This window comes from Psychrobacter sp., assembly GCF_035469765.1.
Taxonomy (GTDB): Bacteria; Pseudomonadota; Gammaproteobacteria; order Pseudomonadales; family Moraxellaceae; genus Psychrobacter.
This window is the reverse complement of sequence record NZ_DATIRM010000314.1, coordinates 1-26,842: the sequence shown is the minus strand read 5'-3', so window position 1 is coordinate 26,842 and position 26,842 is coordinate 1. Positions and strand designations below refer to the sequence as shown.

Sequence of the window (26,842 nt, the reverse complement as noted above, 5' to 3'; positions counted from 1 at the left end):
GAGTGGCTGAGCTAAGTTGCCGTAATTCGTAATAGCGGGCTTGTTTGCCAGCAAGGTTAATACGATTTGCGAATGCTTTCATAAAATAAACACGTCCCTGTGAAAAATTATTTTTAATAAAGCGCTTTTAATTAGCTGTCTTCACCTAAAAAGCCACCACTTTGACGATGCCACAAGCGCGCATAGACGCCATGTAGATTCAATAGCTCATTATGGCTACCTTGCTCAATGATTTGACCTTTATCCATTACTACCAGTCTATCAAGAGCGGCGATGGTTGATAAGCGATGGGCGATGGCAATAACCGTCTTGCCAGTCATAATATCGTTCAGGCTTTCGGTAATCGCAAACTCGATTTCAGAATCAAGGGCGCTGGTCGCTTCATCAAGTAGCAAAATTGGCGCGTTTTTTAGCATAACACGAGAGATGGCAATACGCTGACGTTGGCCACCAGAAAGTTTGACCCCACGTTCGCCAACTTGAGTATCAAGCCCTATGTTGCCCTTATCATCATATAAATCTTTGATAAAGTCCCATGCTTGGGCTTGTTTTGCGGCAATCATAATCTGCTCATCAGTGGCATCCGGACGACCATAAGCGATGTTCTCGCGTACGGTACGATGTAATAAGGACGTATCTTGGGTCACCATCCCGATTTGCTGACGTAAGGACTCTTGGGTCACCTCATCAATCGCTTGACCATCAATGAGGATTTTACCTTTATCGACATCAAAGAAGCGTAAGAGCAGATTTACCAAGGTTGACTTACCTGCACCTGAACGCCCAACCAGACCGATTTTCTCCCCAGGTTTGATGTCCAAGAAAAAATTATCGAGAAGTTTGATAGTAGACGTGGCTGATAGATTGCTGTCGTTTAAAGTTCCACTATTATTATTGTCTGCATCATCGTTATCATTTTCATAACTAAAGTCAACATGATCGAAGACGATACGACCTTCGGTAACGTTTAAGGCTGGCGCATTAGGTTTGTCAACGATGGTTTGCGGCGCAGATAAGGTGCGCATGCCATCTTGTACGGTACCGATACTTTCAAACAAACTTGCCGTCTGCCACATTATCCAGCGCGTCAGACCATTTAAGCGTAGTGCCATGGCGGTAGCAGCGGCAATAGCACCGACACCAATGGCTTCTTGTTGCCATAAGTACAGACCAATAGCGGCGGTACTACTGACCAAAACAACACTAATCAGATGGGTTGAAAACTCAAGGTAGCTGACCCAGCGCATTTGTGCATGGACAGTGCTTAAAAATTGCCCCATGGCATTTTTGGCATAGCTGAGCTCACGGCGCGAGTGGCTAAACAGCTTGACGGTCATGATATTGGCGTAGGCATCGGTAATGCGCCCCGTCATCAAAGCGCGAGCATCTGCTTGTACAATAGCTGTCTGCTTGAGTTTGGGAATGAAATACCACATCGCAAGCCAAACTAATACAAACCATGCAATAAAGGGGATCAGTAGCAAGCTGTCAAGATTGAAGAGAATAATACCTGAGGTGATAAAATAGACGGCGACATACATAAACATATCGGTGACCGTCATCACTGTATCACGTACTGCCAATGCTGTTTGCATCACTTTAGCAGAAACGCGACCGGAGAATTCATCTTGATAAAACTGCATCGATTGCCCAAGCATCCGCTGATGAAAACGCCAGCGCATCTGCATGGGAAAGACGCCTTGTAAGGTCTGAAAGTGAATAAACGACGACAAGGCAATCCACAATGGGCTCACTATCATGACAGCGAGCATGAGCAGCAGCATGTCGCCTTTTTCTGCCCATAAGTTTTGCGGCGTATAGACACCCAGCCAGTCAACGATATTGCCAATCCAAGCAAAGAGCATGGCTTCGTAAATACCGATACCGGCTGACAAAATCATAAATAGCAGCAGCCAGCCGCGTAGACCATTGGTGCACGCCCACAAAAATCTTAACATGCCATCGCGAGGTAAAGGCAACGGCATTGGGGTTTCAGGGAAGGCGGGTAGGCGATTTTCAAAAAAGCGAAATAGAGCGTTCATAGGCAATAGCAATACGTCAAGAAAAGCGTGAGTAGACGCCATCTTGAGCAATTATATAGGTGAGTAAGTAGGCGTCTATTTTAGCAAATCTTAACCGACACGCTTACAGGCTAATTGTAATTTGAACGCATCAGACACTCATATGCTCATCTTATGATGCATGAGCATAAATAGCTTGCTGCTTAAGAAATATATTGTTACATTCTATGGTTTTCCCTTCTTTTAAATTAACATTGATATAGAGACATCCTTGACATGAGGGATGACTAAGGCAAAGAGTTATGATGTATTTAACGATAGCGGTGCTGTGTAGCGTTGCGGTCTCTGTGTTATTCAAAGTATTGCGTCAGCGCCATATTGATATCCGTCAAACCATCGTTGCAGGTTATCCGGTCGCCTTTTTATTGACTTGGTTTTTATTGAAGCCAGATGTCAGTGGCATGAGTGACCTTGGTGGAGCATGGGCCATTATTATCGCTCTTGGGGTGCTGCTGCCTGCAGTATTTATCATTCTTGGACGCGCGATTGAGGCGGTTGGCATGGTAGCCACCGATGCTGCTCAGCGACTGTCATTGATCATTCCTATTGTCGCCGCTTTTTTATTATTTGGTGAAGTGCTCACTGGTACGCGTGTCTTTGGCTTATTACTTGGGTTTTTGGCACTCGGGGCACTGATTTATCGTCCGCAGCAGGGTGAAGTTAGCAAACAAGCCAAACATACACCGCTATGGTTGTTTGGCGTCTGGGCAGGCTATGGCGTTATTGATATTCTATTTAAACAAGTTGCCAAGCAAGGTGCTGCCTTTCCACTGACACTATTTGTCAGTTTTGGGTTGGCAGGTCTGCTATTGTTGATTTACTTGCTCATTACGCGCGTACGCTGGCAGGGTAATGCGCTCGCAGCAGGACTTTTATTAGGTGCGCTAAATATGGGTAATATTTATGCTTATATCCGTGCCCATCAAGTATTGTCCGATTCGCCAAGTATCGTCTTTACTGGGATGAACGTTGGTGTGATTGCTGTTGCTACTCTTATCGGCGTTGGAGTATTTAAAGAATCACTCAACCGTATAAATATATTGGGCTTATTATTGGCGATTTGCTGTGTAGCAGTCTTGTTTTTGGCTTAAATATTTTTGACTTAATGTAAGTATGGTGACAATTTTATAAATGCTTTTGCCGTTCAGATATAGGCACATATAGCATCCTATGGTAAGGTTATCTAGGAACATTTAGACTAATATCAGCTAAAAATCTCATTGGTAACACTTGACCTCAATAAATAAAATAGGATGCTCTTTCCATGGAATACCAAAAGCAATTACAACATATCAAAAATGGTTCAGGATTTATCGCAGCCCTCGACCAAAGTGGTGGCAGCACGCCAAAAACGCTAGAGAATTATGGGGTTATGGGTGATGCCTATGACAATGATGAAGCCATGTTTGACCAAGTGCATGAGATGCGCGCGCGTATCATAACTTGCAACTGCTTTGATAGTGAGCGTGTGATTGGTACGATTTTGTTTGAAGATACTATGGATCGCGCAGTGAATGGTAAGCCAACTGCCAGTTATTTATGGGAAGACAAGCAAATTGTGCCGTTTTTAAAGGTCGATAAAGGCTTAGCAGAACGTATGAATGGCGTACAAGTCATGCGCCCTATATCTAACCTAGATCTATTATTAGACAAGGCAAAAACCTATCCAATATTCGGTACTAAAATGCGCTCTGTGATTTATGAGCCAAATGTCGATGGTATTGAGCTGGTTGTGCAGCAGCAGTTTGATGTGGCAAAGCAAATCCTCTCAAAGGGTCTAATGCCTATCGTTGAGCCAGAAGTGGATATCAATAGCGAGCAAAAGCATGACTGTGAGCTGATTCTTAAAACCACTATCTTACGTAATCTTGAGCGCTTAAACGATGATCAGCAAGTGATGCTCAAATTAACCTTACCTGAAGACGCAGGATTTTATCAAGAACTGATTGACCATCCAAAAGTGCTTAAAGTCGTTGCATTATCGGGTGGCTATAGCCGTAGCGATGCTTGCGCTAAGCTCAAAAAAAACTCGGGTATGATTGCCAGTTTCTCACGTGCCCTTACTGAAGGGCTTAGCAAACAGCAAAGCGATCAAGAATTTGCCGATACCCTTAATGCTTCGATCGATGAGATTTATCAGGCGTCGAAGGTTTAACTTTTAGAGTTTAATATAAAGGTTTAAGTTTCAAGCATTCATCCGCTAACATGAAAAAGCCCCTGCATCTGACAGGGGCTTTTTCATAGTTAAAATACAGTGGTTAGCTTGGTAGTCTATACCTCTTTATATAATTGGCGACCTTCTTTGTGATACTTCTCTGTCATTTCTGCCATACCTTGATGAATCTCTTCAGCAGTTGCTGAGCCGACTTGCTCAACCAATTGCGTATCTACCTTTTTAATCAAATGCTCAGCAGTTGCTAAGTCACCTGATTGTGGGGACACGCTGTTTTTTGTATCAGCTAAGGTTTTTAGTCCGGCAGCATAATCACGGACGTTTTGGGTAATTTTCATGGAGCAAAATTTAGGACCACACATGGAGCAAAAGTGCGCCGACTTGTGCGCGTCTTTAGGCAAAGTTTCATCATGGAATTCGCGCGCAGTATCAGGGTCGAGCGCCAGATTAAACTGATCGTCCCAGCGGAATTCAAAACGCGCTTTAGACAATGCATTATCACGTGCCTGCGCACCGGGATGACCCTTGGCAAGGTCGGCAGCATGAGCGGCAATTTTATAAGTGATGATGCCGTCTTTGACATCCTTTTTATTCGGCAGCCCTAAATGCTCTTTTGGGGTCACATAGCACAGCATCGCTGTACCAAACCAGCCAATCATCGCCGCGCCAATAGCACTGGTAATATGGTCGTAACCCGGTGCGATATCAGTAGTTAAGGGTCCCAATGTATAAAAAGGTGCATCGGCACAGGTCTCAAGCTGTAAGTCCATATTTTCTTTAATGCGGTTCATTGCCACGTGCCCTGGTCCTTCAATCATGACCTGTACATCATGCTTCCATGCCACTTGGGTCAGCTCTCCAAGGGTACGCAGTTCACCGAATTGTGCTTCATCATTAGCATCTTGCAAACACCCTGGACGCAAGCCATCGCCTAGACTAAAAGCCACATCGTACTGCTTCATGATTTCGCAGATGTCTTCAAAATGCGTATATAAAAAGCTTTCTTTATGATGTGCCAAACACCACTGTGCCATGATGGAGCCACCACGGGAGACGATACCGGTTAAGCGATTGGCGGTTAGCGGTACATAACGGAGCAGTACACCTGCATGAATAGTGAAGTAATCAACGCCTTGCTCAGCTTGCTCAATTAAGGTGTCACGGAATATCTCCCACGTTAAATCTTCTGCAACGCCATCGACTTTTTCTAATGCTTGATAAATCGGCACCGTACCAATTGGTACGGGCGAGTTACGAATCAGCCATTCGCGGGTTTCATGAATATGATTACCGGTGGATAAATCCATGATGTTATCTGCGCCCCAACGCGTCGCCCATGTCATTTTCGACACTTCTTCGTCGATAGAAGAACCTAGCGCAGAGTTACCAATATTGGCGTTAATTTTTACCAAAAAATTACGCCCGATAATCATTGGCTCAGATTCAGGATGGTTGATGTTGTTCGGGATAATGGCGCGACCCGCAGCAACTTCACTGCGGACAAATTCAGGGGTAATAATCGCTGGTGTGTGCGCGCCAAACGTTTCACCTTCATGTTGGCGCATGTCGGTCAATTCGTGCTGCTTTTGGGTTTCGCGGATGGCAATATATTCCATCTCAGGAGTAATAATACCGCGACGGGCATAGTGCATTTGCGTGACGTTACCTACTTTCCCATCAACAGCTTTAGCACGGCGTGGCTTGTCAATATGAGAAAACCTTAGATTGGCAGTACTGATATCATGAGCACGTGCCTGTCCATAATCGCTTGATAAGCCACTTAATTGTTCTGTATCACAGCGCTCTTTAATCCACTCTTCGCGCAGTTTAGGTAAGCCTTTAGTCAGATCGATTGTGGCATTGGGGTCGGTATAGACGCCTGAGGTGTCATAAACATAAAACGGTGGATTTTGCTCCCACTCGCTTTCAGGTACGCCTTGGATAGGAGTAGGGTCGAGGGTAATCTCGCGCATCGGTACTTGAATATCAGGGCGTGAGCCTTCGATATAGACTTTGCGAGAGGCGGGAAGGATACGGTGCAAATCACGTGCGTCTTCTTCAAAACGGGCGTCGGTTTCGCTGCGATGGGCGGGTGTTTTTAGCGCGTCTGCTTTGCTTGCTTTTACAGGGGTATGCGTGGTGGCTTGTGAGGTAATATCTGAAATAGTCATATGCTGTCCTAGCGTGTTGTCCAGTGGTAAAGGCAACACCGCCAGTAGCTGCGGGGCAAGACTATCTCATACCGACAAATTCAATCGCAAGATAACGGCTTATCAAAATAAATCTTGATAGGTCATCTATAAAGGATTGGTGGGCATCATTTTTATTAAAACAGCATTTAGCAGTATAAAGTTCTATTTAATGTTGGTAATAATAAAAAAGGCATTTCTGCGCGCCCTTTATACGATACAACATAGGCTTAAGACTTCCCTGCGTCGGTACTAACCGCATCAGGTTCGGCGGGTGGTTTCTCAGCGACCATACATTCACTGCACATTAAGCAGTCAATATATATCGCACCCCGAGTCTGTCAGTGTTGTAAATCTTCCTTATACTAGCAAACTTCACTAGCAAGTCCCAGCCATTTAACAGCTTTATTTTCTAGCGTGGTATTTATTCACGGTGGCCAACTGGCTATACGTCAAGGTTCAAGAATTATCTAACCTTTACTCTCTGGCGTCCAGCCTTGCGCGCGCTCATAATCTTCATTATCCAAAAATTTATCGCGCTGTTCGGTCAAAAACTTCTTAGCTTCAGGGTCGAGCATACTGAGATGATTTTCGTTAATCAGCATGGTTTGCTGCTCAAGCCACTCTTTCCAAGCTTTTTCAGAAACTGTTTCTTGTAGCTCCTGACCTTTTTTATTAGGAAAAGGTGGATGCGGCATTTTTGGTAACTCTTGCTGATATTTGCGGCAAAAAACGGTATTGGCTTGTGGGTTAAAAGTTTCGGTCATGAATGACTCCTATTTATAATGGATTTTATGATGGATTTTTGATATTTTTAACAAAAGGTAAGTTTGCCTAATACTGTACCTGATTATGGTCAAAAAAACACCCGCAACAATGGCGGGTATTTTATGGTAAAAACATGATATTAATTAGCATTGATTAAAAGAGTGCTTAAACAAATACTTCTAGACGCGAGCGACCACGGCTGATCGCTTGCTTCACTTGATTGGGTGCAGTGCCGCCCAAATGGTCACGCGCGGCAAGTGAACCTTCTAAGGTTAAATACTCGAACACATCCTCACCGATAGCATCGCTAAACTGCTGTAATTGAGCTAATGATAAATCGCTTAAATCAACACCTTCTTTAATGCCTAACGCGACTGCATTACCAACAACTTCATGAGCATCGCGGAATGCCACGCCGCGGCGTACCAAGTAATCTGCTAAGTCAGTCGCAGTCGCATAGCCTTTCATAGTGGCAGCGCGCATATTTTCTTTATTTGGCGTGATATTTGGTAGCATATCAGCAAACGCCAATAACGAACCGGTCAGGGTATCAACACAATCAAATAAAGGCTCTTTGTCTTCTTGGTTGTCTTTATTATAGGCAAGTGGCTGACTTTTCATGAGGCTTAATAAAGTCATTAATTGCCCAAAGACACGTGCAGCTTTACCACGAACCAATTCCGGTACGTCAGGGTTTTTCTTTTGCGGCATGATAGAGGAGCCAGTACAAAAGCGGTCAGGAATCTGCACAAAGTTAAATTGCGCTGACATCCAAAGAATAATCTCTTCGCTCATACGCGACATATGCATCATCAAGATAGAAGCTGCTGATGTAAACTCAATGGCAAAATCACGGTCTGATACCGCATCAAGCGAGTTTTGGCAAATGCCTTCGAAACCTAAAAGCTCAGCAGTAATGGTACGGTCAATTGGGAACGTCGTTCCAGCAAGAGCAGCACTACCAAGTGGCATCTGATTGATACGGCGACGGGCATCGACTAGGCGCTCGGTATCACGGTATAGCATCTCAAACCATGCCATCACATGATGACCAAAGCTGACAGGCTGTGCCGTTTGCAAGTGGGTGAAGCCAGGCATGATGGTATCAGTATGCTGCTCAGCCAAATCTAACAAGCCACTTTGTAAGCGAACCAATAAGGCAATGATATTATCGGTCTCTTCGCGTAACCAAAGACGGATATCGGTCGCTACTTGGTCATTACGGCTGCGACCGGTATGCAGCTTTTTGCCCACCGCGCCGACGATATCGGTCAGGCGTGATTCGACGTTCATGTGTACGTCTTCTAGGGCAATCGACCAGTTGAACTCACCGGCTTCGATTTCACGTAGCACTTGTTGTAAACCATCGATAATGGTCGCAACGTCGTCAGCTTCCAAGATACCACATTCTTTTAGCATGGTCGCATGAGCAACCGAGCCTTGAATATCATGGCGTGCAAAGCGCTGGTCAAAGCCAACCGATGCGGTAAAGGCAGCAACAAAGCTGTCGGTCGCTTCACTAAAGCGTCCTCCCCACATCTGCTGACCCTGACTACTACTAGTAGGGCTGTTCTGTGCGGCAGCGTTTGTTATAGGAGCATCTGTGCTAAACTCAGAAGCAGATGAATTTTTATTTGAATCGGGATTACTAAGGTTTGAAGAGTTGGCGTTCATATCAGTCTAAGGCAAGTCAAGAGAATAAGAACTCAAGTATAGCAAATGATGAGGTTGCCTTACTAGCGGAGCGCTTAGAGTTTTTTATACCAAGGCTCATGGAAATCATGAAACCTTGGCAATGGCTGCTGGCAATCTTTTTTTGGTCGCTTTTTTTAGCGATTGTCGATCGTCATAGCGTGGTCAATGAAACACAATTTGTCATAAAAATGACGGCAAGATTTATCCAAACCACATTAACACTACTGCCTTCCTTTTATCTCATTGACTATCTACGCCCTGTTTTTAAAAGTATGCGGACATTGAAAGTCAGCTTATATGTTCTGCTCAGCATTACTATCAGTGCCATTATCACGTTGATACTGGCACTGTTGTTGATAATCAATACAGGCGCCTTTACCTTTACTCTCTCTGCTTTTATCTCAACCGTTATCTTTAATACGTTAATTATTGCAGGATTTACCATTGCAGGATTGCTGATCTTTTTACGTCGCTATCGTGAGATGACAGCATTGAAGCAGTCATTTGAGCAAAAACTTAGCGCGCAAAACGATGTGCTGAAGGCCCGTCTGGCACCACATTTCTTTTTCAATACTATTAATACTTTGATGTCACTGATTGAGACCAACCCCTCTCGCGCCGCCGATTTTTTGCAGCACGTTTCAGCGCTATTTCGTGCCAGCTTTAATGGCGCGCGTGAAATCAGTTTTGAAGAAGAAGTGGCACTTTGCGAGCATTATTTGGAGATGGAATCTATTCGATTGGCAGATAAGTTAGTCGTCAGTTGGCAGTTGCCTGATGAAAATGTGATGTATGATATGGTCATCACCGCTTTGAGCTTACAAAGTGTGATTGAAAAGATGCTGATCAATGTGGTTGAGATGAGTACTGACACTGTTTACATTGATATTAAAGTCATCTGGAGACAGCATCGTGTCGCGATTACTATCAGTGTGCAGTTACCTAAAAACAGTTTGATGATTCACCATGATTTGCGCCAACATATGGATTTCTATATTCAAGCAGGGCGCTTACGTGCGTACTTTGGGCAAAGTGCAGACATTCAAAGTATGGTGACAAACAAACAGATTATCACTAACATTCATTATCCGCTACAAGAGGTGAGCTTATAAGTTTTTTTAACTATGGCATATTTATTGCAATCTTTACCATATAGTAAGAATGTTATGAATTAATAAGAGTTATTTTTAAGGTTAATTTTTTATTAAAAGCCGTCACTTTATTATATTAGATGCTAATACGTTATTAATACTTTTAAATATAGGTTTAAAGTCTGCCCTTGAAAGGAGTTTACATGCGGATTGTGGTTTGTGATGATGAGCCATTAGCTCGTGAGCGCTTGGTTAGGATTGTTCAAGAGTCAGGTCATGAGGTGGTTGCCCAAGCAAAGACTGGTATTGAAGCTATTGTTGCTGTAGCTTCTCAGCAGCCAGATATCATATTACTAGATATTCGGATGCCTGATATGGATGGGGTAGAGTGTGCGCAAGAGCTTGCTAAGCTACAACATCCACCTGCAATCATTTTTGTGACCGCTTATGATCATTATGCTATTGCCGCTTTAAAAGCCAATGCTATCGGTTATTTGTTAAAGCCTGCTAATAAAGATGAGCTGCTAGAAGCCCTACAAAAAGCCACTAACCTCAATGCAGCGCAGTTAAATGAGATTCGTAAGCTTGAACATCCAACCTTACGTTCAGTACGCGAACATATTGCGGCGCGTACCCATCGCGGTGTTGAGCTGATAAACCTCAAGGACATCTACTATTTTACAGCCGATCAAAAGTACGTCAAAGTACGGCATAAAGAGGGTATTGTGCTGATTGATGATACTTTAAAAGAGCTTGAGCAAGAGTTTGAAGGTGAACTGTTTCGCGTGCATCGCAATGCCATTATCAATATTAAATATTTAGATTTTTTAGAGACCTTAGATGCGGGTCAATATCAGCTACATTTTAAGGGTATTGATGAGACATTATCGGTCAGCCGTCGTCACCTTCCAGCACTACGCGAAAAGATTCAGAATATTTAAGCATTGCCCGCTTTGTTTCCTAAAATAATCACGCCATATCATCAAGCCCTTATTTATGCTTAAATAGGGGTCTTTTTTTGCGTTATTATTGTTGTAAACCGTTTTTATAACCCATTTTGGGTGACAAACTCGCATTATTGCCGAGCAATGACAGTTTAGTATTAAAATTATTGAGGCCTTTTATGAGCACCATGCAGCAACCTGCTTTGACTACCTTAAATATCGCCACGCGCCAAAGCCCATTGGCATTATGGCAAGCTGAGCATATTCGTGACCGGCTACTAGCGCTGTATCCTGAAATGACCATCAATCTGCTGAAAATTGTCACTAAAGGTGACAAAATTTTGGATACGCCACTGGCGAAAATTGGCGGTAAAGGTTTATTTGTTAAAGAGCTTGAGCAGGCATTGTATGATAAGCAGGCAGATATCGCAGTGCACTCACTCAAAGATGTGCCCATGGATTTGCCAGAAGGATTGATGTTAGGCGTTTATTGTAAACGTGCCTCGCCAACCGATGCTTTTGTATCTAACACTTATCATAGTATCGATGAGTTACCACAAGGTGCCGTAGTCGGTACCGCAAGTTTACGTCGTCAATGCCAAATCAAGGCCTATCGTCCAGATTTGCAAATCAAAACCTTACGCGGTAACGTTGGCACGCGACTAAGTAAGCTTGATGCGGGCGAGTATGATGCCATTATTTTGGCAACCAGTGGTCTACAGCGTATTGAGCTTGATGCGCGTATTCGCAGTGAATTGGATATTGATATTTGCTTGCCAGCAGTTGGGCAAGGGGCGTTGGCGATTGAATGTCGCGCTGATGATGTTGAGGTGCTAAAGCTGTTGGCGCCGCTTAATGATGACAAAGCGCGTATTCGCCTCATTGCTGAGCGTGCGCTCAATCGCCATCTACAAGGCGGTTGCCAAGTACCCATTGCTGCTTATGCTGTATTACAAAAGGCAAATGCATTGGCTGCTGATAGCAAAGATAATGACAATGGTAACAACGATGCTGGCGATACCTTGTGGCTGCGCGGTCGCGTTGGTCAAGAAGATGGTAGTGAAGTGCTTAAAGCTGATAAGCATGTGACATTAACTGGCAGCCAAGCTGAACAAGAAGCACAGGCTAATCAGCATGGCATAGAGGTAGCTGACATGTTATTAGAAGCTGGCGCTGGTGAAATTTTAGCAGCAATATACAACTCTAAATAGTAGCCAGATTGAATAATATGTAACCTTTGTTGCTACCTAAAATGTAAAGGCATCGTGGTATAGATGGTTTTACATTTAACTTCACTCCATCCGCTTTTTTACGGTATGTTTATGTCTGGATCATCATCTAAGTCGACTGATTGCAATCAGTTAATGGATAAGCCATTATCATTGGCAGGAACTGTCATCAATACTCGCCCAGTAGAACGGGCAGCAGCGCTCACGCAGCATCTGCAAGCGGCAGGTTTGACCGTCGTTGATATGCCAATGCTAATGTTAGAGGCGCGAGCGACTACCGATAATGACATACTGCTGATGCGCCAATGGCTAGCAGGTAAATATCAGGCGCTTGTCATCGTTAGCCCAACGGCAGCTTCCTCAGGTTTGGCTATTTGGCAAACGCTTGAGCATGAGCGCCAAGCGTTGGCTGCAACTGATAAAAGTATAGATGAGCATTGTGATATTTTAACAGCGCCAAGTCATATTATCGCGGTCGGTGAAGCAACTGCTGCGGTGCTAAATGACGTAAAGCTACCCGTTGCTAGCTACCAAGTATTGCAGCCTACTATTGCCAATAATGAGGGCATGCTGGCAATGCCTGAGATTGAGGGATTGCAAGCAGGGGATAAGCTACTCGTGTGGCGTGGTCTTGGTGGACGTCGATTGCTGGTCGATACGCTGCAAGCGCGTGGTGTACATATCGATAGTATTGCTTGGTACGAGCGCAAAATGCCGATGGATGCCATGAGGCAATATCAGCAGTGGCTGCAAGATTTTAATACGCAGAATGCAATGAGTGGTCTCAGCGCGTCACAGCAAGCAAAACCTATTGTTATTGTGAGTAGTGGCACCGCATTTGAGCATTGGCAAAATATCGTTCAGGCGGCGGAAAAGCAAGCGATGCCAGCCAACAAAGCACTTAAACTGTCAGACTTTACTTATGTAGTATTGGGTGAGCGCTTAGCCAACATAGTCGCTGAGCAGAAACTAAGTTATTGGCGTGTGGAAGATTTGGCGCCGCAGACCATTCTTACTGCTATTAATACTCCGTGCTTATAATATTTAAAGATGTGAAACGTTTAACCTTATTAATCATGAACGGTGTGGCCTTATGCCAATGAACTCTGACTTGTTATTGAAAGACCCGTCTGCCTTGCAGCAGCGCCGGCAAGCAAATATGTTTTTATTGCGCTTGCAGTGGGTGGTTATTTTATTATTGATAGCCGCCCTATTATGGCTTTACATCAGTCAGCAGCGTTTTGAGCATACCGTCACTGAGCGTTTGCAAAGCAACGAGCAAGTGGTCAGCCGTCTAAACGAGATGGACGACCGCTTATTTGCCATGAGTCAACAGACGCTGCCTATACCTAGCACAGCTGCCAATAGTCAAGCTCAAAACCAGCTTGATCTATTACGTATTCAGATACAAGCTGCTGACAGACTGTTGGCGGACAGTAATAACAGTGCCGCCATTGAATTGTTACAAGGATTACATTGGCAGCTTTCACAAAATAGTAATGAGATTGCGCCTGCGCTAACCGTTGTTATTAAGCAAAGTTTGGTAAAAGATATCGAACGTTTGAAAGCAAGGAGTGCGCAGCCAAGCCCATGGCAGTTGCAAAATTTTGCCATTCAAAATATTCAAGATTTTTTATATCGGCATGAGCGCGCTGTTCATATTGAGACCAGCGTTAATGCTGATGGCTCACAAAATAATACAGCGAAGAGTCAATCTGCTAATAATAGCAATTTAACGCGTAGGCAATTGACGATTCACGAAGTCATCATGACTTTAAACCTAGCAAGTCAGGCAAGTAATATGCATGACCGTGAGCAGCTGGTGATGTATTTAAATCAAGCGCGTAAGCAGCTGCAAACGCTTGTATCTAAGCAAGTAGCACAGCCTGCTAATGACAGCAAACCAGAGACTGATGAGCATGAGTTACAAACCAAAACTGCTCCTAAAAATATTGCAGAAGTCATAGAGAGTCTGGATCGACTGGTTGCCAATGCACCAAAGACATCACCATTACTAACCTCGCAGATTTTGAATAAGCCGCAACGTTAATGCCCTACTGATTTAGGTAGTGGCATTGAAGATTCTAAAAATATGAGACAGGCAATTATGGAAGCTCTTAACCAAAACTCTATTCTTAACAATTCAGATAATCATCGTCCTGAAGCGTTATCGCATTATCCGATCATTCATCAGCAGCCGATTCACTGGGGTGAAATGGATGCCTTTAATCACTTAAATAATGTGGTGTATTACCGCTATGCGGAGTCAGCCCGTATTGGTTATCTACAGGCGCTTGGTATGTTTGATGGTAATATGGTCACGGTATTGGCACAATCAAGCTGTCAGTATCTACGCCCAGTGACGTACCCTGACACCTTATTATTAGGCGTACGTTGTCAGCGTTTAGGTACGACCAGTATTATAATGGAGTACAGCTATTATAGTACGGCACAAGATGCCATCGTTGCGACCGCTGAGGCAGTTATAGTACGCTTAGATAGCAATGGTCAAGATAAAAAGCCATGGACTGATAAAGAGCGCGAGCAGCTTTTGGCATTAGAAACGACATTTGGGCATACCCCAAGAGTCTAAGTATGGCGTTTTGTCATTAAGCTTTGAACAAATAATAAAAAGGGCGCCCCAACCTCAGTTGATACGCCCTTTTTATGGATTATAAGTTTTTAATGCTTAACGAAGCCTATTAATCTTGCTTTGGTGCATGGATAAAATCAACCACGTTCAAGTCAAAACCTGATAAAGCATGGAATTTCATCGGTGATGACAATAGGCGCATATCACGTACCCCTAGATGGCGTAGTATCTGCGCGCCAACACCAATGCTGCGATACGGTTGCTGTGTGATGGTAGACAAAGCTTCATTTAATGCCGCTTTATCTAAGGCATCGCCCAAGTCAGTCGGCTCATGATTGCCAATCCAAACCAAAACACCGCGCTCTGATGCGCTAATCTCTTCCAGTGCTGAGCGCACGCTCCAGCCGCTACGCCCAGTGGTATCGTTTTTGGCTGCAAATAAATCACGTAGAGGATGAAAGCCATGAACACGAACGGTGCTAACACCTTGGCTCACATCGCCTTTTACCAAGGCTAAATGGGTTTCAGTAGCACCGAACTCACGGAAACGATGTAAGGTAAAGGTACCATACTCGGTTTCAAACGGATGCGATGCAGTCTCTTCAACTGTTTGCTCATTGGCAATACGGTAGTTAATCAAATCCGCAATCGTACCAATTTTTAGGTCATGTTCTTTTGCAAATACTTCGAGATCATCACGGCGCGCCATAGTGCCATCGGCATTGATAATCTCGACAATGACCGCTGCTGGCTCAAGTCCAGCCAATCGTGCTAAGTCACAGCCAGCTTCCGTATGTCCTGCGCGGTGCAGTACGCCACCATTTTGTGCCATGATTGGGAAAATATGACCAGGCTGAACGATGTCTTCTGGCTTTGCGGAAGAGAAGACGGCTGCTTGAATGGTACGAGCACGGTCAGCGGCTGAAATACCTGTAGTTACGCCTTCAGCAGCTTCAATAGAAACGGTAAAGTTGGTACTAAATTTCGCTTCATTACGATCTGACATCAGTGGCAGTGCCAATTGCTGACAACGAGCTTGTGATAAAGTTAGACAGACCAAGCCACGCGCATGGGTAATCATAAAGTTGACATCATCAGGGCGTACATGAGTCGCTGCCATAATGATATCACCTTCATTTTCGCGATCTTCGTCATCCATCAAGATGACCATTTTACCTGCACGAATATCTTCGATAATCTCAGGAATCGTATTTAAACTCATAGGATGTCTCAACATTTATTATATATAGATAGGTGTGATTTAGGATATAAAGCGTTATCTGCCTATTGTAGCAGTAGATTGCTCCAAGTGCTGTGGTGGCAAAGCAAAGCTTGCTGTGCTCAAAACAATAGATGATAAAAAATCGCTCAATTGACTTATATATCATTATAAGGACATTTTAACGCTTTTCACCCCTACGTGCTGCTTCATCTTCTATCTATCTCAATTAGTTATAGTCAGGTCTAGATAGAAAAGAGTCGTTAGTCATTACTAGCCGCCTGACTTTTTAACCAATCAACAAACTGCTTACTATGCTGCTCACGCTGATTGTCCGCAAACTCATAAAAGCGCGTACCTATTAAATTGTCTGGTAAGTAGCTTTGCGCATAATAATGATTGGGATAATTGTGCGGATAGACATAATCTTGACCATAGCCTTGAGTACGCATCAGCTTAGTCACGCCGTTACGCAAATGGAGCGGTACAGGTGAGGCGTCCTTTTCTGCCAAGCTCATCGCGGCATTGATAGCGTTGTAAGTACTGTTGCTCTTTGCGCTGGTTGCCAGATATACCACGACTTGCCCCAATATAATACGTGCCTCCGGCATACCGATGGATTGGACACTACGTAGGGCAGCATCAGCAAGAAGTAAGGCGTTGGGATTGGCATTGCCAATGTCTTCACTGGCCAAAATCACTAAACGGCGAGCAATAAAATCAGCAGGCTCACCGCCAACGAGCATCCGCGCCATCCAGTATAGTGCTGCGTCAGGGTCGGAGCCGCGTACTGATTTTATCATGGCAGAAATGATGTCATAGTGCTGCTCGCCATCTTTATCGTAGCGTACGAGTGCCGTCTGGGCGACCCGAGCCACTAAGGCATCATCGATGATGAGCGGTGATTGCTGAGTATCAGCCGTTTGAATCGCCAGCTCTAATAAATTAAGGGCTTTTCTTGCATCACCATGTGCCAATTGGCTAATCGTATCTTGTGCCTGCAAATCGACCGATAAGTTTCTCAGTATATTATCTTTTAAAAGTGCCCGCTGTAACACTGCACTGATTTGCTCAGGCGTTAAAGGCTCCAAGCGATACACTTGGCAACGTGATAACAGCGCATTGTTGACGCTAAAAGAAGGGTTTTCGGTGGTTGCACCAATCAAGGTGATATCACCAGATTCTACTGCGCCAAGTAGCGCATCTTGCTGGGCTTTATTAAACCGATGAATCTCATCGATAAAGACCACAGGCGATTCAAAACTTAATGAATCCTTATTATCTAATACCTCGCGCAACTGTTTAACCCCAGTATTTAAAGCAGATAGCGCATGGAAGGGTCGTCCAACGGCATCCGCCAACAGCATAGCGATGGTTGTTTTGCCAATACCTGCTTCTCCATGCAAAATAATAGACGGCAGATGTCCCTGCTCAACCAACCGTCGTAACGGTGCACCCGCTGCTAACAGGTGCTCTTGACCAATAATAGCGTCAAGTGTGGCAGGGCGCATGCGCTGGGCGAGGGGTGTATCAGCATGAAAATTAGGCGGCATAAAATTCTCTATATTTTCTATTATTTAAGGGTTTTTATTATAAAATTGAGTAGTGACTTATGAGCGATAGCATCGAATTGTGACTTTATACTTCAGTCTTTGTTATGCATAAATAGTATAAAGGCTAGGCTAACGCAGATTTACGTTAATAAAAGTCAACTAAATGTACAGCTTATGTCTTTAATGCTTTATTTATCAGTATTTTATCCCTATTAAGGCACTAACTTACTCTATAAGCATAATATCTTACCTATAAAGGATAATAGTAATAATGTCGCAGTCGATTTTTAAGCGTCTATTGAATCGTAACGTTGTATCTGCTAATTCGGTAACTGCTAAAGCTGCTAAAGCTGCTAAAGCTGCTAAACGGCAAGCACGCTCTCTCACTGACGGTGAAATTAGGCTAGCACATTCAGTCTTCGGTGATAGCCTCAGGCTTGATGACATTAAGCTTAAAACTGCCTGGTGGGTAATCAAGCATTATGCCGTGAGTCCTAATGGTCATATTTATTTTCATCCAGCAGATTGGATAGATGATTTTAGTCAGGCTACTTTGGGTAAACAAAGTTGGCTGATACATGAGCTGACACACGTTTGGCAGTTGCAACACGGCTTAAAAGTGGTACGCGGTGCTCTTATCGATCGTCGCTATGACTATGTATTGAAGACCAACAAGTCTTTTTTTAAATACGGGATTGAGCAGCAAGCTCGCATGGTGCAAGACTATTTTATACGTCGTCAGCGCGGACAGGACTGTCAGGATTTGGCAGGCTGTATTCCCTTTTTAGAGGTGCAATCGATAGATGAGAATGAGCTTAGCAGCTTATATCATGATTGATACTGACATTTAATCTTTCTAAGACAATATGATATTTTGCTTTTAACACAGGATACAAATTCAGATGTTTAAATTTTTGCTAGCAAAGCCGAAGAGTGGTGCTTATGGCGACCTTGTTAATAAAGGCATCGGGCGTCCACAGCAATCGAAGACATTACTTGCAGCGGCATTGGGTAGCATTTTATTATTGAGCGGTTGTCAGCAGCAAGCAGAAGACAATGTTGCAGATAAGAGCCAAACCAGTGAGCAGACGAGCGCTGAAGACAGCCAACCTATGGCGCAGAGTGACTCGGCTGCGGCACGTATAGAGCAGTTTCAGCCTTTATATGTTGCACAGTTCCAAAGATTGCAGGGGCGCCTGCAAGCAGAGTATGAGTCACTACAAGCTGCTGATGCCTCAGATAGTGTAAACTCCTTATTAGTCGATGGGGCAGAAGCAGACGTTAATATTGCTGATTCTGACACTACTGAAACTGGCGATAATCAGCCAAATAAGAGCAATCAAGCTTCTACAGCCACCACGTCACAACCAGTAGAAGATAGGGCAGTAGATGTGGCAAGCGGCGAAGTTGCTGATGTTAATGCTGACATAAGTACTGAAATTAATACTAATACTGAAGTCGGCGAACGTGATTTGACGGTGTTAAAGCGTATCAGCTTAGAGCCGCGTAAGCCTGTTCTATTGACTGAAGAGCAAATTGTCGAGCGTTATGAGCAGGCGATGGAAGCACTTTATCAGTCAGCGACTACGCCGTTAAGTGAAGAAAATATTGATACGTTGATTAATATCGCAACCTTAGTGCCACAGCTTTTTGAAGATGCAGAAATTGCTGGTAGAGTCAGTGCTAAAAGCCCTGCATTAGCACGCTTGATTATTCAGCATCAAGTTTGGGAGCAGATAGAAGCCCAGCAAGTACTTGATATGCAGAAAATGAAACAAAACCAACAGCAAGAATTTGAGATGTTGATGGCGAAATTCAACGAAACCATTGAAGATTATGACGAACAAATCGCTAAATATGAGCAAACGTTAAAAGAATTTAAGTAATCCTTTAAATCTAGTCATAAAAAAATCTCGCACATGGCGAGATTTTTTTATGTATTCTTAATAACTATTTACGGTCTTCAACTTTAACGAAATCGCGATGCGTCTCACCAGTATATAACTGACGTGGACGACCGATTTTGAACGGTGTGCTGTGCATCTCAAGCCAATGGCTGATCCAACCAGATGTACGAGCCAATGAGAAGATGACAGTAAACATTGACGTTGGGATTCCGATGGCTTTTAAGATAATACCAGAGTAAAAGTCAACGTTTGGATACAGGTTACGCTCAACGAAGAACGGGTCTTCTAAAGCAATTTTCTCAAGCGCCATTGCAAGCTCAAGCTTAGGATCATTGATACCCAATGCGCCTAATACTTCATCACAAGTTTCTTTCATCACTTGTGCACGTGGGTCGAAGTTTTTGTAAACACGGTGACCGAAGCCCATCAGTTTCACTTCACGGCTTTTTACTTTTTCCATGAACTCAGGCACGTTTTCGACCGTACCGATTTCATCTAGCATCTCAAGTACCGCTTCGTTAGCGCCACCATGCGATGGTCCCCAAAGTGCTGCGATACCAGCAGCGATACAAGCGTATGGGTTTGCGCCAGTAGAGCCAGCTAAACGTACGGTAGACGTTGAAGCGTTTTGCTCATGGTCAGCATGCAAAGTAAAGATTTTGTCCATGGCGCGAGTGATAACGTCATTGGTTTTATAATCAACATCAGCAGGCGTGGCAAACATCATGTATAAGAAGTTTTCCGCATAATTGAAATCATTACGTGGATACATGAACGGTTCGCCTTTTGAGTATTTATAACTCATAGCGGCAAGCGTTGGCATTTTAGCGATCAGACGAATGGCTGTAATCTCACGATGTTCTTCGTTGCTGACATCTAGATTTTCATGATAGAACGCTGATAAAGCACCAACGACACCAACCATAATCGCCATTGGATGCGCATCACGGCGGAAGCCTTCAAAGAACTTACGTAATTGGTCATGAACGCCCATATGCTTACGAATTTTCTCAAAGAAATCGACTTTTTGTTCAGCATTAGGCAGATCACCATGAATCAGCGCATAAGCTACTTCTAAATATTCTGCATTGTTTGCTAACTGGTCGATAGGGTAGCCGCGATGCAATAGTTCGCCTTTACCGCCATCAATGAAGGTAATTTTTGATTCGACAGGCGCTGTTGCCATAAAGCCTGGATCATAAGTCCAGTAACCAGCTTTTTGGAAAGCAGCAACCTCGATTACTGACGGCCCTAAAGTGCCTTCAATAATAGGAAGTTGGTAATCCTTACCATCTACGGTCAATGTGGCTTGATTATCAGCCATAATTTAATCTCCATTGTTTTAACTTGTTAGAATAAAGTAGAGACGCATACCCTCGCGTCATAAATGATCAAAATGAATGTGAGCCATTTAATATGCAGGCTATATTAGCAGTTATTGCTTAAGTTTTGAAAAGACTTTTACCAGTCAGCCCCATATTAGACGTGCGCTAATAGTGGTTATCGTCTGTAAACTTTGTATCAAAATATGTCTAACAGGTAATTTGACTGTAAACTATCTTATTTTTGATAACGTAATGATTCGTATTAATGCTCTAATAATAGAGCATCTCTAGCCAAATATCTGGCTTGGGTAATTTCTGTTATTGACTATAAAACAGACAGAGCATCATTAACCGACGAAACCATTTGGGTATATAGCTCATTAAGACTGAGTAATACTAATGAATTCATATTGCAAATAGCTAGTTTTTTGTTAATTAATCTCTAATAACCACTATTTAGGGGATAAATTTGTAATTAGAGGCCAGTCATTTTATAATTAGAGGGATTTAACTGGCACTATCTTTGCGCAAATTGATGGCTTGTCTTAACCAAGTAGCTAATAAGCTTTATTATACTCATACTTTGTTACGATTGAACGAGCCTTTATAGACTAAAACTAAGCATATCGCTTGAATGTTTTTGTTAATTGTTCTATTTTTAAACAGCTGACAGTGAAGTTTATCTTAACAAAAAGGATAATACGGAGATGACGCTATGGCGTTATCTTTTTTTGTTAATGGCAATAGTAAAAATAGAATAGTTAATCAATGTATCCTATGTTTGGTTTTATGGTCTGTAAATATGTAGATAGCTTGTTTTTGAAAGGGTGTATTGGTTCAATGAGCGATGACTAAGTGCCATAAAGGTCATAAAGACTATGTCACGCATTGCTGCCTGTCAGATTTCGCGCAAATTAAACGACGTCAGCTAGCCCTTCCTTACCTTATTCGTCTTGTGTGGTGCTCAGGGTATTTGGCAGATGATTGCCAAATCATAAGTAACTACCAGACATAACCGCAAAAAGGATGCCCGCTGTGAAAAGCAACCGACCTATTGATCTGCCCTTAAGCCAAGTGATTAGCGTGAACCGCTCACCGATTGCAATAGCTTCAATTCTGCATCGTATCTCTGGCATTATTTTATTTTTACTTATTCCAGTCATGCTGTGGTTATTACAGAATTCTTTGGCATCGCCTGAGAGTTTCGAAACCGTGTTTGACAATGTCCTTGTGCGCTTTTTGGCGTGGATTTTTGTCGCTGCTATCGCTTATCACTTCGTGATGGGCATGAAGCATTTATTTGCTGATATGGGCATGAACGAAGAGCTGAAATCTGGCCGTGCCGCCTCTATGATCAGCTTTGTAATTGCAGCGATTTTAATTGTCGCGTCATTTGTATGGGTGATGTTCTAATGAAAAATGATTCAGGAATCAAAAGCGCAACCAGTCTAACCGGCTCAGGCTCACGTGATTGGATTATCCAGCGTATTAGTGCTGTGGTATTGGCCGTTTACAGTGTGGTGTTATTGGGCTTCTTTTTGACCCATGGCGAAGTCACATATATTGAGTGGTCAAGCTTTATGACTAGCCTACCGATGCGTCTATTTAGCTTGGTGGCGGTTTTAGCCCTTGCGGGTCACGCATGGATTGGCATGTGGACCGTATTTACTGACTATATCACCACAGGCAAGCTGGGCGCGAGCGCAGCTGGTCTACGTTTGGTATTACAGGCCTTAATGATTATTGCCGTTTTAGTATTTTTATTCTGGGGCATCATGATTTTTTGGGGTAACGGCTTCGGTGTCGTTGCTGTTTAACTCTCAGATAGATATGCACATTTCAGTAAGTGGTTGAAGGCGGCTTGAATATCCAGTTTTGTACAAATTTATCATTTATATTCGTGCTTTGAATCCATGATTCAGCTCGGAGTATATGACTGGTTAAGCAGTCCTTGTATTTACTTCGCAAGTATTAACAGGCATTAGGAAAACCGTAATGGCAACTAGACAAGACAATACCATTAGCAATATCAAAACCCTAAACTATGACGCAGTCATCGTTGGTGGTGGCGGTTCAGGTATGCGTGCATCATTGCACTTAGCTGAAGCCGGCATGAAGGTTGCAGTATTGACCAAAGTATTCCCAACCCGCTCGCACACTGTTGCAGCCCAAGGCGGTATTGGTGCAAGTCTCGGTAACATGAGCAACGATAACTGGCATTTCCACTTTTATGATACCGTTAAAGGGTCAGACTGGTTGGGTGACCAAGACGCGATTGAGTACATGTGCCGTGAAGCGCCAAAAGTGGTGTATGAGCTTGAGCACATGGGCATGCCGTTTGACCGTAATGAAGATGGTACGATTTATCAACGTCCATTTGGTGGTCATACCTCAAACTATGGCGAAAAAGCCGTACAACGTGCGTGTGCTGCTGCTGACCGTACCGGTCATGCGCTACTACATACCTTATATCAGAAAAACCTACAGCAAGGTACTGAGTTCTTTATCGAGTGGATTGCACTTGATTTGATCAAAGATGACGCTGGAAATATCAATGGCGTTATCGCGATTGAACAAGAAACTGGTACGGTTGCTGTATTCCAGTCACCAATCACGGTATTGGCGACGGGCGGTGCTGGTCGTATCTTTGCAGCATCTACCAATGCTTATATCAATACTGGCGACGGTATTGGCATGGCAGTTCGTGCTGGTATTCCATTGCAAGATATGGAGTTTTGGCAGTTCCACCCAACCGGCGTTCATGGTGCAGGTGTACTATTGACTGAAGGTTGCCGCGGTGAAGGCGCCATCTTACGTAATAAAGATGGCGAAGCGTTCATGGAGCGTTATGCGCCAACGGTTAAAGACTTGGCACCACGTGATTTGGTTTCTCGTTCTATGGACCAAGAAATCAAAGAAGGTCGTGGTTGTGGTCCAAATGCTGACCATATCGTCATGGATATGACACATCTAGGCGTTGAAACCATCATGAAGCGTCTGCCTTCAGTATTCGAGATTGGTAAAAACTTTGCCAACGTCGATATTACTAAAGAGCCAATTCCTGTTATCCCAACCATTCATTATATGATGGGTGGTATTCCAACCACGATTCATGGTCAAGTGATTGTACCGGATCTAGAAGCGGGTACGGATGAAGACGGTCTATATACCAAAGGCAACGTGATTAAAGGTCTTTATGCGATTGGTGAATGTGCGTGCGTAAGTGTCCACGGTGCCAACCGTTTAGGTACCAACTCACTACTAGATCTATTGGTATTTGGTCGTGCGGCAGGTAAGCATATCGTTGATGAGTTCCATCATGCTGACCATAACTATAAGCCACTTGATCCTCGTGTCCTTGATTATACGGTTGGTCGTTTAAACAAGCTGCAACAGTCAACCTCAGGCTACAATGCGCAAGACGTTGCCGATGAGATTCGTGCAACCATGCAAACGCATGCCAGTGTATTCCGTACACAAGCGATGATGGACGAAGGCGTTGCAAAAATCTTAGCGCTAGGCGAGAAGATTGAGCAGATTCATTTGGCTGATAAATCACAAGTCTTTAACACTGCCCGTATTGAAGCCTTTGAAGTGGGCAATCTTTATGAAGTAGCGAAAGCGACGATGATATCGGCGGCCCAGCGTCATGAAAGCCGCGGCGCGCACAGTGTGTCTGATTATGATCGTCCTGAAGATGATGAGTACGCACCAAATGGTCGTAACGATAACGATTGGATGAAGCATACCTTATGGTATTCTGAAGGCAATAAGATTATCTATAAGCCAGTTCGTAAAATACCATTGACGGTTGACTATATCGAGCCAAAGGTTCGCGTCTACTAATTCTAGACAGCGTGCGTCTGATGTCTATAGACAGCACGAGTGTTTTATCCTTTATTCATTTATTAAAAAGGTGAGCGCCAGCTACATGCTCATACCAGCGCCCTATTAATCTGTAATGCTACTTATCAGTACAGATTAATAGGCAGCGCGACTATGGAGCAATCTTTGTATGCCCGCCATCACCTAAGTGTGGAGTTTAGCATTATGAGCCGAGGTACTCGCACCATCGAAATCTATCGCTACGATCCTGATCTGGACGCAGCGCCGCGCATGCAAACTTATACGATTGAGCTATTAGATTCAGATCGTATGTTGCTTGACGTATTATTACGCCTAAAAAAGCAAGATGAAACACTGACCTTCCGTCGCTCATGCCGTGAAGGCATTTGTGGTTCTGATGGCATGAACATCAATGGTAAAAATGGCTTGGCATGTCTTATTAACATGAACACTTTGCCAGAAAAAGTAACCGTACGCCCATTACCAGGTCTGCCAGTGGTTCGTGATTTGGTCGTTGATATGAACCAATTCTACGAGCAATACGAAAAAGTACACCCATTCTTAATCAATGATCAGCCAGCGCCTGCGACTGAGCGCTTGCAGTCACCTGAACAACGTGACAAGCTAAATGGTTTGTATGAGTGTATTTTATGTGCTTGCTGCTCAACCAGCTGCCCATCATTCTGGTGGAACCCTGATAAGTTCTTAGGACCATCAGCACTACTACATGCTAACCGTTTTGTTTCGGACAGTCGTGATACCGATACACGTGCGCGTCTGGCTCGTTTAGACGATCCATTCAGCTTATTTCGTTGCCGAGGTATCATGAACTGCGTATCAGTATGTCCGAAAGGCTTGAATCCAACCAAAGCCATCGGTCATCTGCGTAATTTGTTGATGGATCAAGCAGGTTAATATACCTTTTAGCGTCAATTAGCTTTATAATAGCGCTATAAAAAACACCACCTGAAATAAGGTGGTGTTTTTTATTCGTTAAAATAAGCAAAACAGTAGCGTATCAGTGCTTGGTCAGCTGTTTTAGGCAAATACTTGGTTTTACATCAGAACATCCCTGACAAGTAAGGCGATATTAACAATACGTTGCTCATATGTAAGACAACCTGTTATCTGCTCCGTCTGCCTATATAATTATAAATAGTAATGACTAAGCATGAAAAATGCTTGGTTATTACAAGATTATAGGGGTGAATGACGATGATAGAAGGTATATAATACCAAAGTTATAATCAAAGCTTGGCAACAAGGTATTAATAGTCGGAATGTCAATCAAATATGAGTTGCTCAAATTGATACTAGATATTCATTATGTAAATACCTAGTATTGAACAAACAAACTATGGGCGCTAAGACGGCCATGTTACGATATATGGCAGTGTATTGTTTGTCAAAAATTATTGAAAAGTGACCATAGCAAGTTTTTTCAGCGACGATGGCCCATAAAAAAGCCAGCTGAATAAAAATTTTGACAAAAGCCAGAGTTAAAGGTTTGGTTATAACTATTAGAATTATATATAAATTAATGTTTTGAGACGAGCAACATCAGAAGACTGGACGTTCACAAATAATGTTAATGATGTGCTACATCAAATGCTCGACTATAGCTATCTGCTAAAAAAATATTGGTTAAAACAGATATTCGTTAGACAGGCTATAAAGCCGATAGTATTCAACAGATTTCACAATAATAAGCACGATTCCATTCATTTATCTATCAAATAGACGATTATTATGAATAGTATAACTAAAGAAGCAGCGAGCGTAGATCAAACAGAATTGGCCGCTGATAACGCCAATTATATTGAAATTCTCTACGAGCAGTATCTAGATGACGCTAGTAGTGTTAGCAGCGATTGGCAGACGTATTTTGAACAATACAAGTCACCAAACGACGAGCCGCACAATGCTATTAAAGACCAGTTTTTATTATTAGCGCGTAATCAGACAGCTAATAAAGTCAGTGCTGATAGCAGTAGCTCGACTACTACCCATAGCAACAACGTTGGTGATAACAAGCAAATGGGTGTGCAGCAGCTCATCTCAGCTTACCGTCGTCGCGGTCATCGCCGTGCGCAGTTAGACCCATTAAACCTACATCCTCGCGCGGCAGTAGAGGATTTAACTCTTGCGTATCTCAATCTTTCTGAAGCAGACTTAGACACAGTATTCCCTACTGGCGATTTAAATATTGGTAAAAGCGAAGCCACGCTA

22 protein-coding genes and 1 riboswitch are annotated in these 26,842 nt (G+C 43.3%); of the genes, 15 read left to right on the top strand and 7 right to left on the bottom strand.

Going from position 1 to position 26,842, the window contains the following annotated elements; all coding sequences use genetic code 11:
* Positions 1 to 131 precede the first annotated feature (131 nt).
* Entirely contained in the window at positions 132 to 2,042 is a 1,911-nt protein-coding gene (locus VLN09_RS08875) for an ABC transporter ATP-binding protein (protein ID WP_325245705.1), read from the bottom strand.
* 281 nt (positions 2,043 to 2,323) lie between these two features.
* Between VLN09_RS08875 and VLN09_RS08870 the strand changes: the two genes are divergently transcribed.
* Together VLN09_RS08870 and VLN09_RS08865 are read left to right on the top strand one after the other, a co-directional pair.
* Positions 2,324 to 3,172, top strand: a complete 849-nt coding sequence (locus VLN09_RS08870) for an EamA/RhaT family transporter (RefSeq protein ID WP_325245703.1) — start codon at positions 2,324 to 2,326, stop codon at positions 3,170 to 3,172.
* 173 nt (positions 3,173 to 3,345) lie between these two features.
* Positions 3,346 to 4,236 (top strand): fructose bisphosphate aldolase, encoded by an 891-nt coding sequence (locus VLN09_RS08865; protein WP_325245701.1) that lies wholly within the window; start codon positions 3,346 to 3,348, stop codon positions 4,234 to 4,236.
* A 116-nt stretch (positions 4,237 to 4,352) separates the two neighbouring features.
* Here the strand turns inward: VLN09_RS08865 and thiC are convergent, their stop codons facing one another.
* The 3 genes from thiC to argH all read right to left on the bottom strand — a co-directional run bounded on the left by thiC (position 4,353) and on the right by argH (position 8,750).
* Complete coding sequence (thiC, locus tag VLN09_RS08860; protein WP_325245699.1) at positions 4,353 to 6,425, bottom strand: phosphomethylpyrimidine synthase ThiC; 2,073 nt, start codon at positions 6,423 to 6,425, stop codon at positions 4,353 to 4,355.
* A gap of 239 nt (positions 6,426 to 6,664) precedes the next feature.
* Positions 6,665 to 6,788, bottom strand: a riboswitch (TPP riboswitch).
* A 125-nt stretch (positions 6,789 to 6,913) separates the two neighbouring features.
* Positions 6,914 to 7,210 carry an oxidative damage protection protein gene (locus VLN09_RS08855; protein ID WP_325245697.1) on the bottom strand — a complete coding sequence of 99 codons (297 nt, stop codon included), beginning with the start codon at positions 7,208 to 7,210 and terminating at the stop codon, positions 6,914 to 6,916.
* A 166-nt stretch (positions 7,211 to 7,376) separates the two neighbouring features.
* Positions 7,377 to 8,750 carry an argininosuccinate lyase gene (gene argH, locus VLN09_RS08850; protein ID WP_325245711.1) on the bottom strand — a complete coding sequence of 458 codons (1,374 nt, stop codon included), beginning with the start codon at positions 8,748 to 8,750 and terminating at the stop codon, positions 7,377 to 7,379.
* Between the two features lie 242 nt (positions 8,751 to 8,992).
* On the opposite strand from argH, the gene VLN09_RS08845 reads away from it, so the two are divergent.
* From VLN09_RS08845 to VLN09_RS08820, 6 genes are all read left to right on the top strand, one after another.
* Positions 8,993 to 10,018, top strand: coding sequence for a histidine kinase (locus VLN09_RS08845; RefSeq protein ID WP_325245695.1), 1,026 nt, complete (start codon positions 8,993 to 8,995; stop codon positions 10,016 to 10,018).
* A 182-nt stretch (positions 10,019 to 10,200) separates the two neighbouring features.
* Positions 10,201 to 10,938: a LytTR family DNA-binding domain-containing protein gene (locus VLN09_RS08840; RefSeq protein ID WP_325245693.1), complete on the top strand. Its 738-nt coding sequence runs from the start codon at positions 10,201 to 10,203 to the stop codon at positions 10,936 to 10,938.
* Positions 10,939 to 11,120: 182 nt separating this feature from the next.
* Positions 11,121 to 12,152 (top strand): hydroxymethylbilane synthase, encoded by a 1,032-nt coding sequence (gene hemC / locus VLN09_RS08835; RefSeq protein WP_325245690.1) that lies wholly within the window; start codon positions 11,121 to 11,123, stop codon positions 12,150 to 12,152.
* A 111-nt stretch (positions 12,153 to 12,263) separates the two neighbouring features.
* A complete protein-coding gene (locus VLN09_RS08830) occupies positions 12,264 to 13,211 on the top strand; it encodes a uroporphyrinogen-III synthase (RefSeq protein WP_325245688.1) in 948 nt (315 codons plus the stop codon).
* 52 nt (positions 13,212 to 13,263) lie between these two features.
* Positions 13,264 to 14,220 carry a hypothetical protein gene (locus VLN09_RS08825; RefSeq protein WP_325245686.1) on the top strand — a complete coding sequence of 319 codons (957 nt, stop codon included), beginning with the start codon at positions 13,264 to 13,266 and terminating at the stop codon, positions 14,218 to 14,220.
* 57 nt (positions 14,221 to 14,277) lie between these two features.
* Entirely contained in the window at positions 14,278 to 14,763 is a 486-nt protein-coding gene (locus tag VLN09_RS08820; protein WP_325245684.1) for an acyl-CoA thioesterase, read from the top strand.
* A 109-nt stretch (positions 14,764 to 14,872) separates the two neighbouring features.
* Here the strand turns inward: VLN09_RS08820 and ribBA are convergent, their stop codons facing one another.
* Positions 14,873 to 15,985, bottom strand: a complete 1,113-nt coding sequence (gene ribBA, locus VLN09_RS08815) for a bifunctional 3,4-dihydroxy-2-butanone-4-phosphate synthase/GTP cyclohydrolase II (RefSeq protein ID WP_325245682.1) — start codon at positions 15,983 to 15,985, stop codon at positions 14,873 to 14,875.
* Between the two features lie 260 nt (positions 15,986 to 16,245).
* A complete protein-coding gene (locus VLN09_RS08810; RefSeq protein ID WP_325245680.1) occupies positions 16,246 to 17,535 on the bottom strand; it encodes a replication-associated recombination protein A in 1,290 nt (429 codons plus the stop codon).
* Between the two features lie 271 nt (positions 17,536 to 17,806).
* Between VLN09_RS08810 and VLN09_RS08805 the strand changes: the two genes are divergently transcribed.
* Both VLN09_RS08805 and VLN09_RS08800 read left to right on the top strand, forming a co-directional pair.
* On the top strand, positions 17,807 to 18,373 hold the full coding sequence (locus tag VLN09_RS08805) for a type IV secretion protein Rhs (RefSeq protein WP_325245678.1): 567 nt from the start codon (positions 17,807 to 17,809) through the stop codon (positions 18,371 to 18,373).
* A 64-nt stretch (positions 18,374 to 18,437) separates the two neighbouring features.
* Positions 18,438 to 19,421, top strand: coding sequence for a hypothetical protein (locus VLN09_RS08800; protein ID WP_325245677.1), 984 nt, complete (start codon positions 18,438 to 18,440; stop codon positions 19,419 to 19,421).
* A 64-nt stretch (positions 19,422 to 19,485) separates the two neighbouring features.
* On the opposite strand, the gene gltA is transcribed toward VLN09_RS08800, so the two are convergent.
* The gene (gltA, locus tag VLN09_RS08795) at positions 19,486 to 20,766 is read right to left on the bottom strand and encodes a citrate synthase (RefSeq protein WP_325245675.1); all 1,281 of its coding nucleotides are present in this window, start codon (positions 20,764 to 20,766) and stop codon (positions 19,486 to 19,488) included.
* A gap of 1,027 nt (positions 20,767 to 21,793) precedes the next feature.
* Here gltA and sdhC point away from each other — a divergent pair.
* The 5 genes from sdhC to VLN09_RS08770 form a co-directional block, all read left to right on the top strand.
* Positions 21,794 to 22,180, top strand: a complete 387-nt coding sequence (sdhC, locus tag VLN09_RS08790) for a succinate dehydrogenase, cytochrome b556 subunit (RefSeq protein WP_011512482.1) — start codon at positions 21,794 to 21,796, stop codon at positions 22,178 to 22,180.
* Positions 22,181 to 22,197: 17 nt separating this feature from the next.
* Positions 22,198 to 22,584 carry a succinate dehydrogenase, hydrophobic membrane anchor protein gene (gene sdhD, locus VLN09_RS08785; protein ID WP_325245709.1) on the top strand — a complete coding sequence of 129 codons (387 nt, stop codon included), beginning with the start codon at positions 22,198 to 22,200 and terminating at the stop codon, positions 22,582 to 22,584.
* Positions 22,585 to 22,762: 178 nt separating this feature from the next.
* Positions 22,763 to 24,613 carry a succinate dehydrogenase flavoprotein subunit gene (gene sdhA, locus VLN09_RS08780; RefSeq protein WP_325245671.1) on the top strand — a complete coding sequence of 617 codons (1,851 nt, stop codon included), beginning with the start codon at positions 22,763 to 22,765 and terminating at the stop codon, positions 24,611 to 24,613.
* A gap of 204 nt (positions 24,614 to 24,817) precedes the next feature.
* Complete coding sequence (locus tag VLN09_RS08775) at positions 24,818 to 25,528, top strand: succinate dehydrogenase iron-sulfur subunit (protein WP_325245707.1); 711 nt, start codon at positions 24,818 to 24,820, stop codon at positions 25,526 to 25,528.
* 834 nt (positions 25,529 to 26,362) lie between these two features.
* The coding region (locus VLN09_RS08770) for a 2-oxoglutarate dehydrogenase E1 subunit family protein (RefSeq protein ID WP_414709116.1) at positions 26,363 to 26,842 on the top strand (480 nt) is incomplete at its 3' end.

Bases quoted from the DNA above. Each gene is read 5' to 3' on its own strand.
- VLN09_RS08800 (WP_325245677.1), top strand. From the start codon at position 18,438: ATGTTTAAATTTTTGCTAGCAAAGCCGAAGAGTGGTGCTTATGGCGAC.
- ribBA (WP_325245682.1), bottom strand. From the start codon at position 15,985: ATGAGTTTAAATACGATTCCTGAGATTATCGAAGATATTCGTGCAGGT.
- thiC (WP_325245699.1), bottom strand. From the start codon at position 6,425: ATGACTATTTCAGATATTACCTCACAAGCCACCACGCATACCCCTGTA.
- VLN09_RS08875 (WP_325245705.1), bottom strand. From the start codon at position 2,042: ATGAACGCTCTATTTCGCTTTTTTGAAAATCGCCTACCCGCCTTCCCT.
- VLN09_RS08820 (WP_325245684.1), top strand. From the start codon at position 14,278: ATGGAAGCTCTTAACCAAAACTCTATTCTTAACAATTCAGATAATCAT.
- VLN09_RS08825 (WP_325245686.1), top strand. From the start codon at position 13,264: ATGCCAATGAACTCTGACTTGTTATTGAAAGACCCGTCTGCCTTGCAG.
- VLN09_RS08805 (WP_325245678.1), top strand. From the start codon at position 17,807: ATGTCGCAGTCGATTTTTAAGCGTCTATTGAATCGTAACGTTGTATCT.
- VLN09_RS08840 (WP_325245693.1), top strand. From the start codon at position 10,201: ATGCGGATTGTGGTTTGTGATGATGAGCCATTAGCTCGTGAGCGCTTG.
- argH (WP_325245711.1), bottom strand. From the start codon at position 8,750: ATGTGGGGAGGACGCTTTAGTGAAGCGACCGACAGCTTTGTTGCTGCC.
- VLN09_RS08830 (WP_325245688.1), top strand. From the start codon at position 12,264: ATGTCTGGATCATCATCTAAGTCGACTGATTGCAATCAGTTAATGGAT.
- VLN09_RS08775 (WP_325245707.1), top strand. From the start codon at position 24,818: ATGAGCCGAGGTACTCGCACCATCGAAATCTATCGCTACGATCCTGAT.
- gltA (WP_325245675.1), bottom strand. From the start codon at position 20,766: ATGGCTGATAATCAAGCCACATTGACCGTAGATGGTAAGGATTACCAA.
- VLN09_RS08855 (WP_325245697.1), bottom strand. From the start codon at position 7,210: ATGACCGAAACTTTTAACCCACAAGCCAATACCGTTTTTTGCCGCAAA.
- hemC (WP_325245690.1), top strand. From the start codon at position 11,121: ATGAGCACCATGCAGCAACCTGCTTTGACTACCTTAAATATCGCCACG.
- VLN09_RS08865 (WP_325245701.1), top strand. From the start codon at position 3,346: ATGGAATACCAAAAGCAATTACAACATATCAAAAATGGTTCAGGATTT.
- sdhA (WP_325245671.1), top strand. From the start codon at position 22,763: ATGGCAACTAGACAAGACAATACCATTAGCAATATCAAAACCCTAAAC.
- VLN09_RS08870 (WP_325245703.1), top strand. From the start codon at position 2,324: ATGATGTATTTAACGATAGCGGTGCTGTGTAGCGTTGCGGTCTCTGTG.
- VLN09_RS08810 (WP_325245680.1), bottom strand. From the start codon at position 17,535: ATGCCGCCTAATTTTCATGCTGATACACCCCTCGCCCAGCGCATGCGC.
- sdhC (WP_011512482.1), top strand. From the start codon at position 21,794: ATGCCCGCTGTGAAAAGCAACCGACCTATTGATCTGCCCTTAAGCCAA.
- VLN09_RS08845 (WP_325245695.1), top strand. From the start codon at position 8,993: ATGAAACCTTGGCAATGGCTGCTGGCAATCTTTTTTTGGTCGCTTTTT.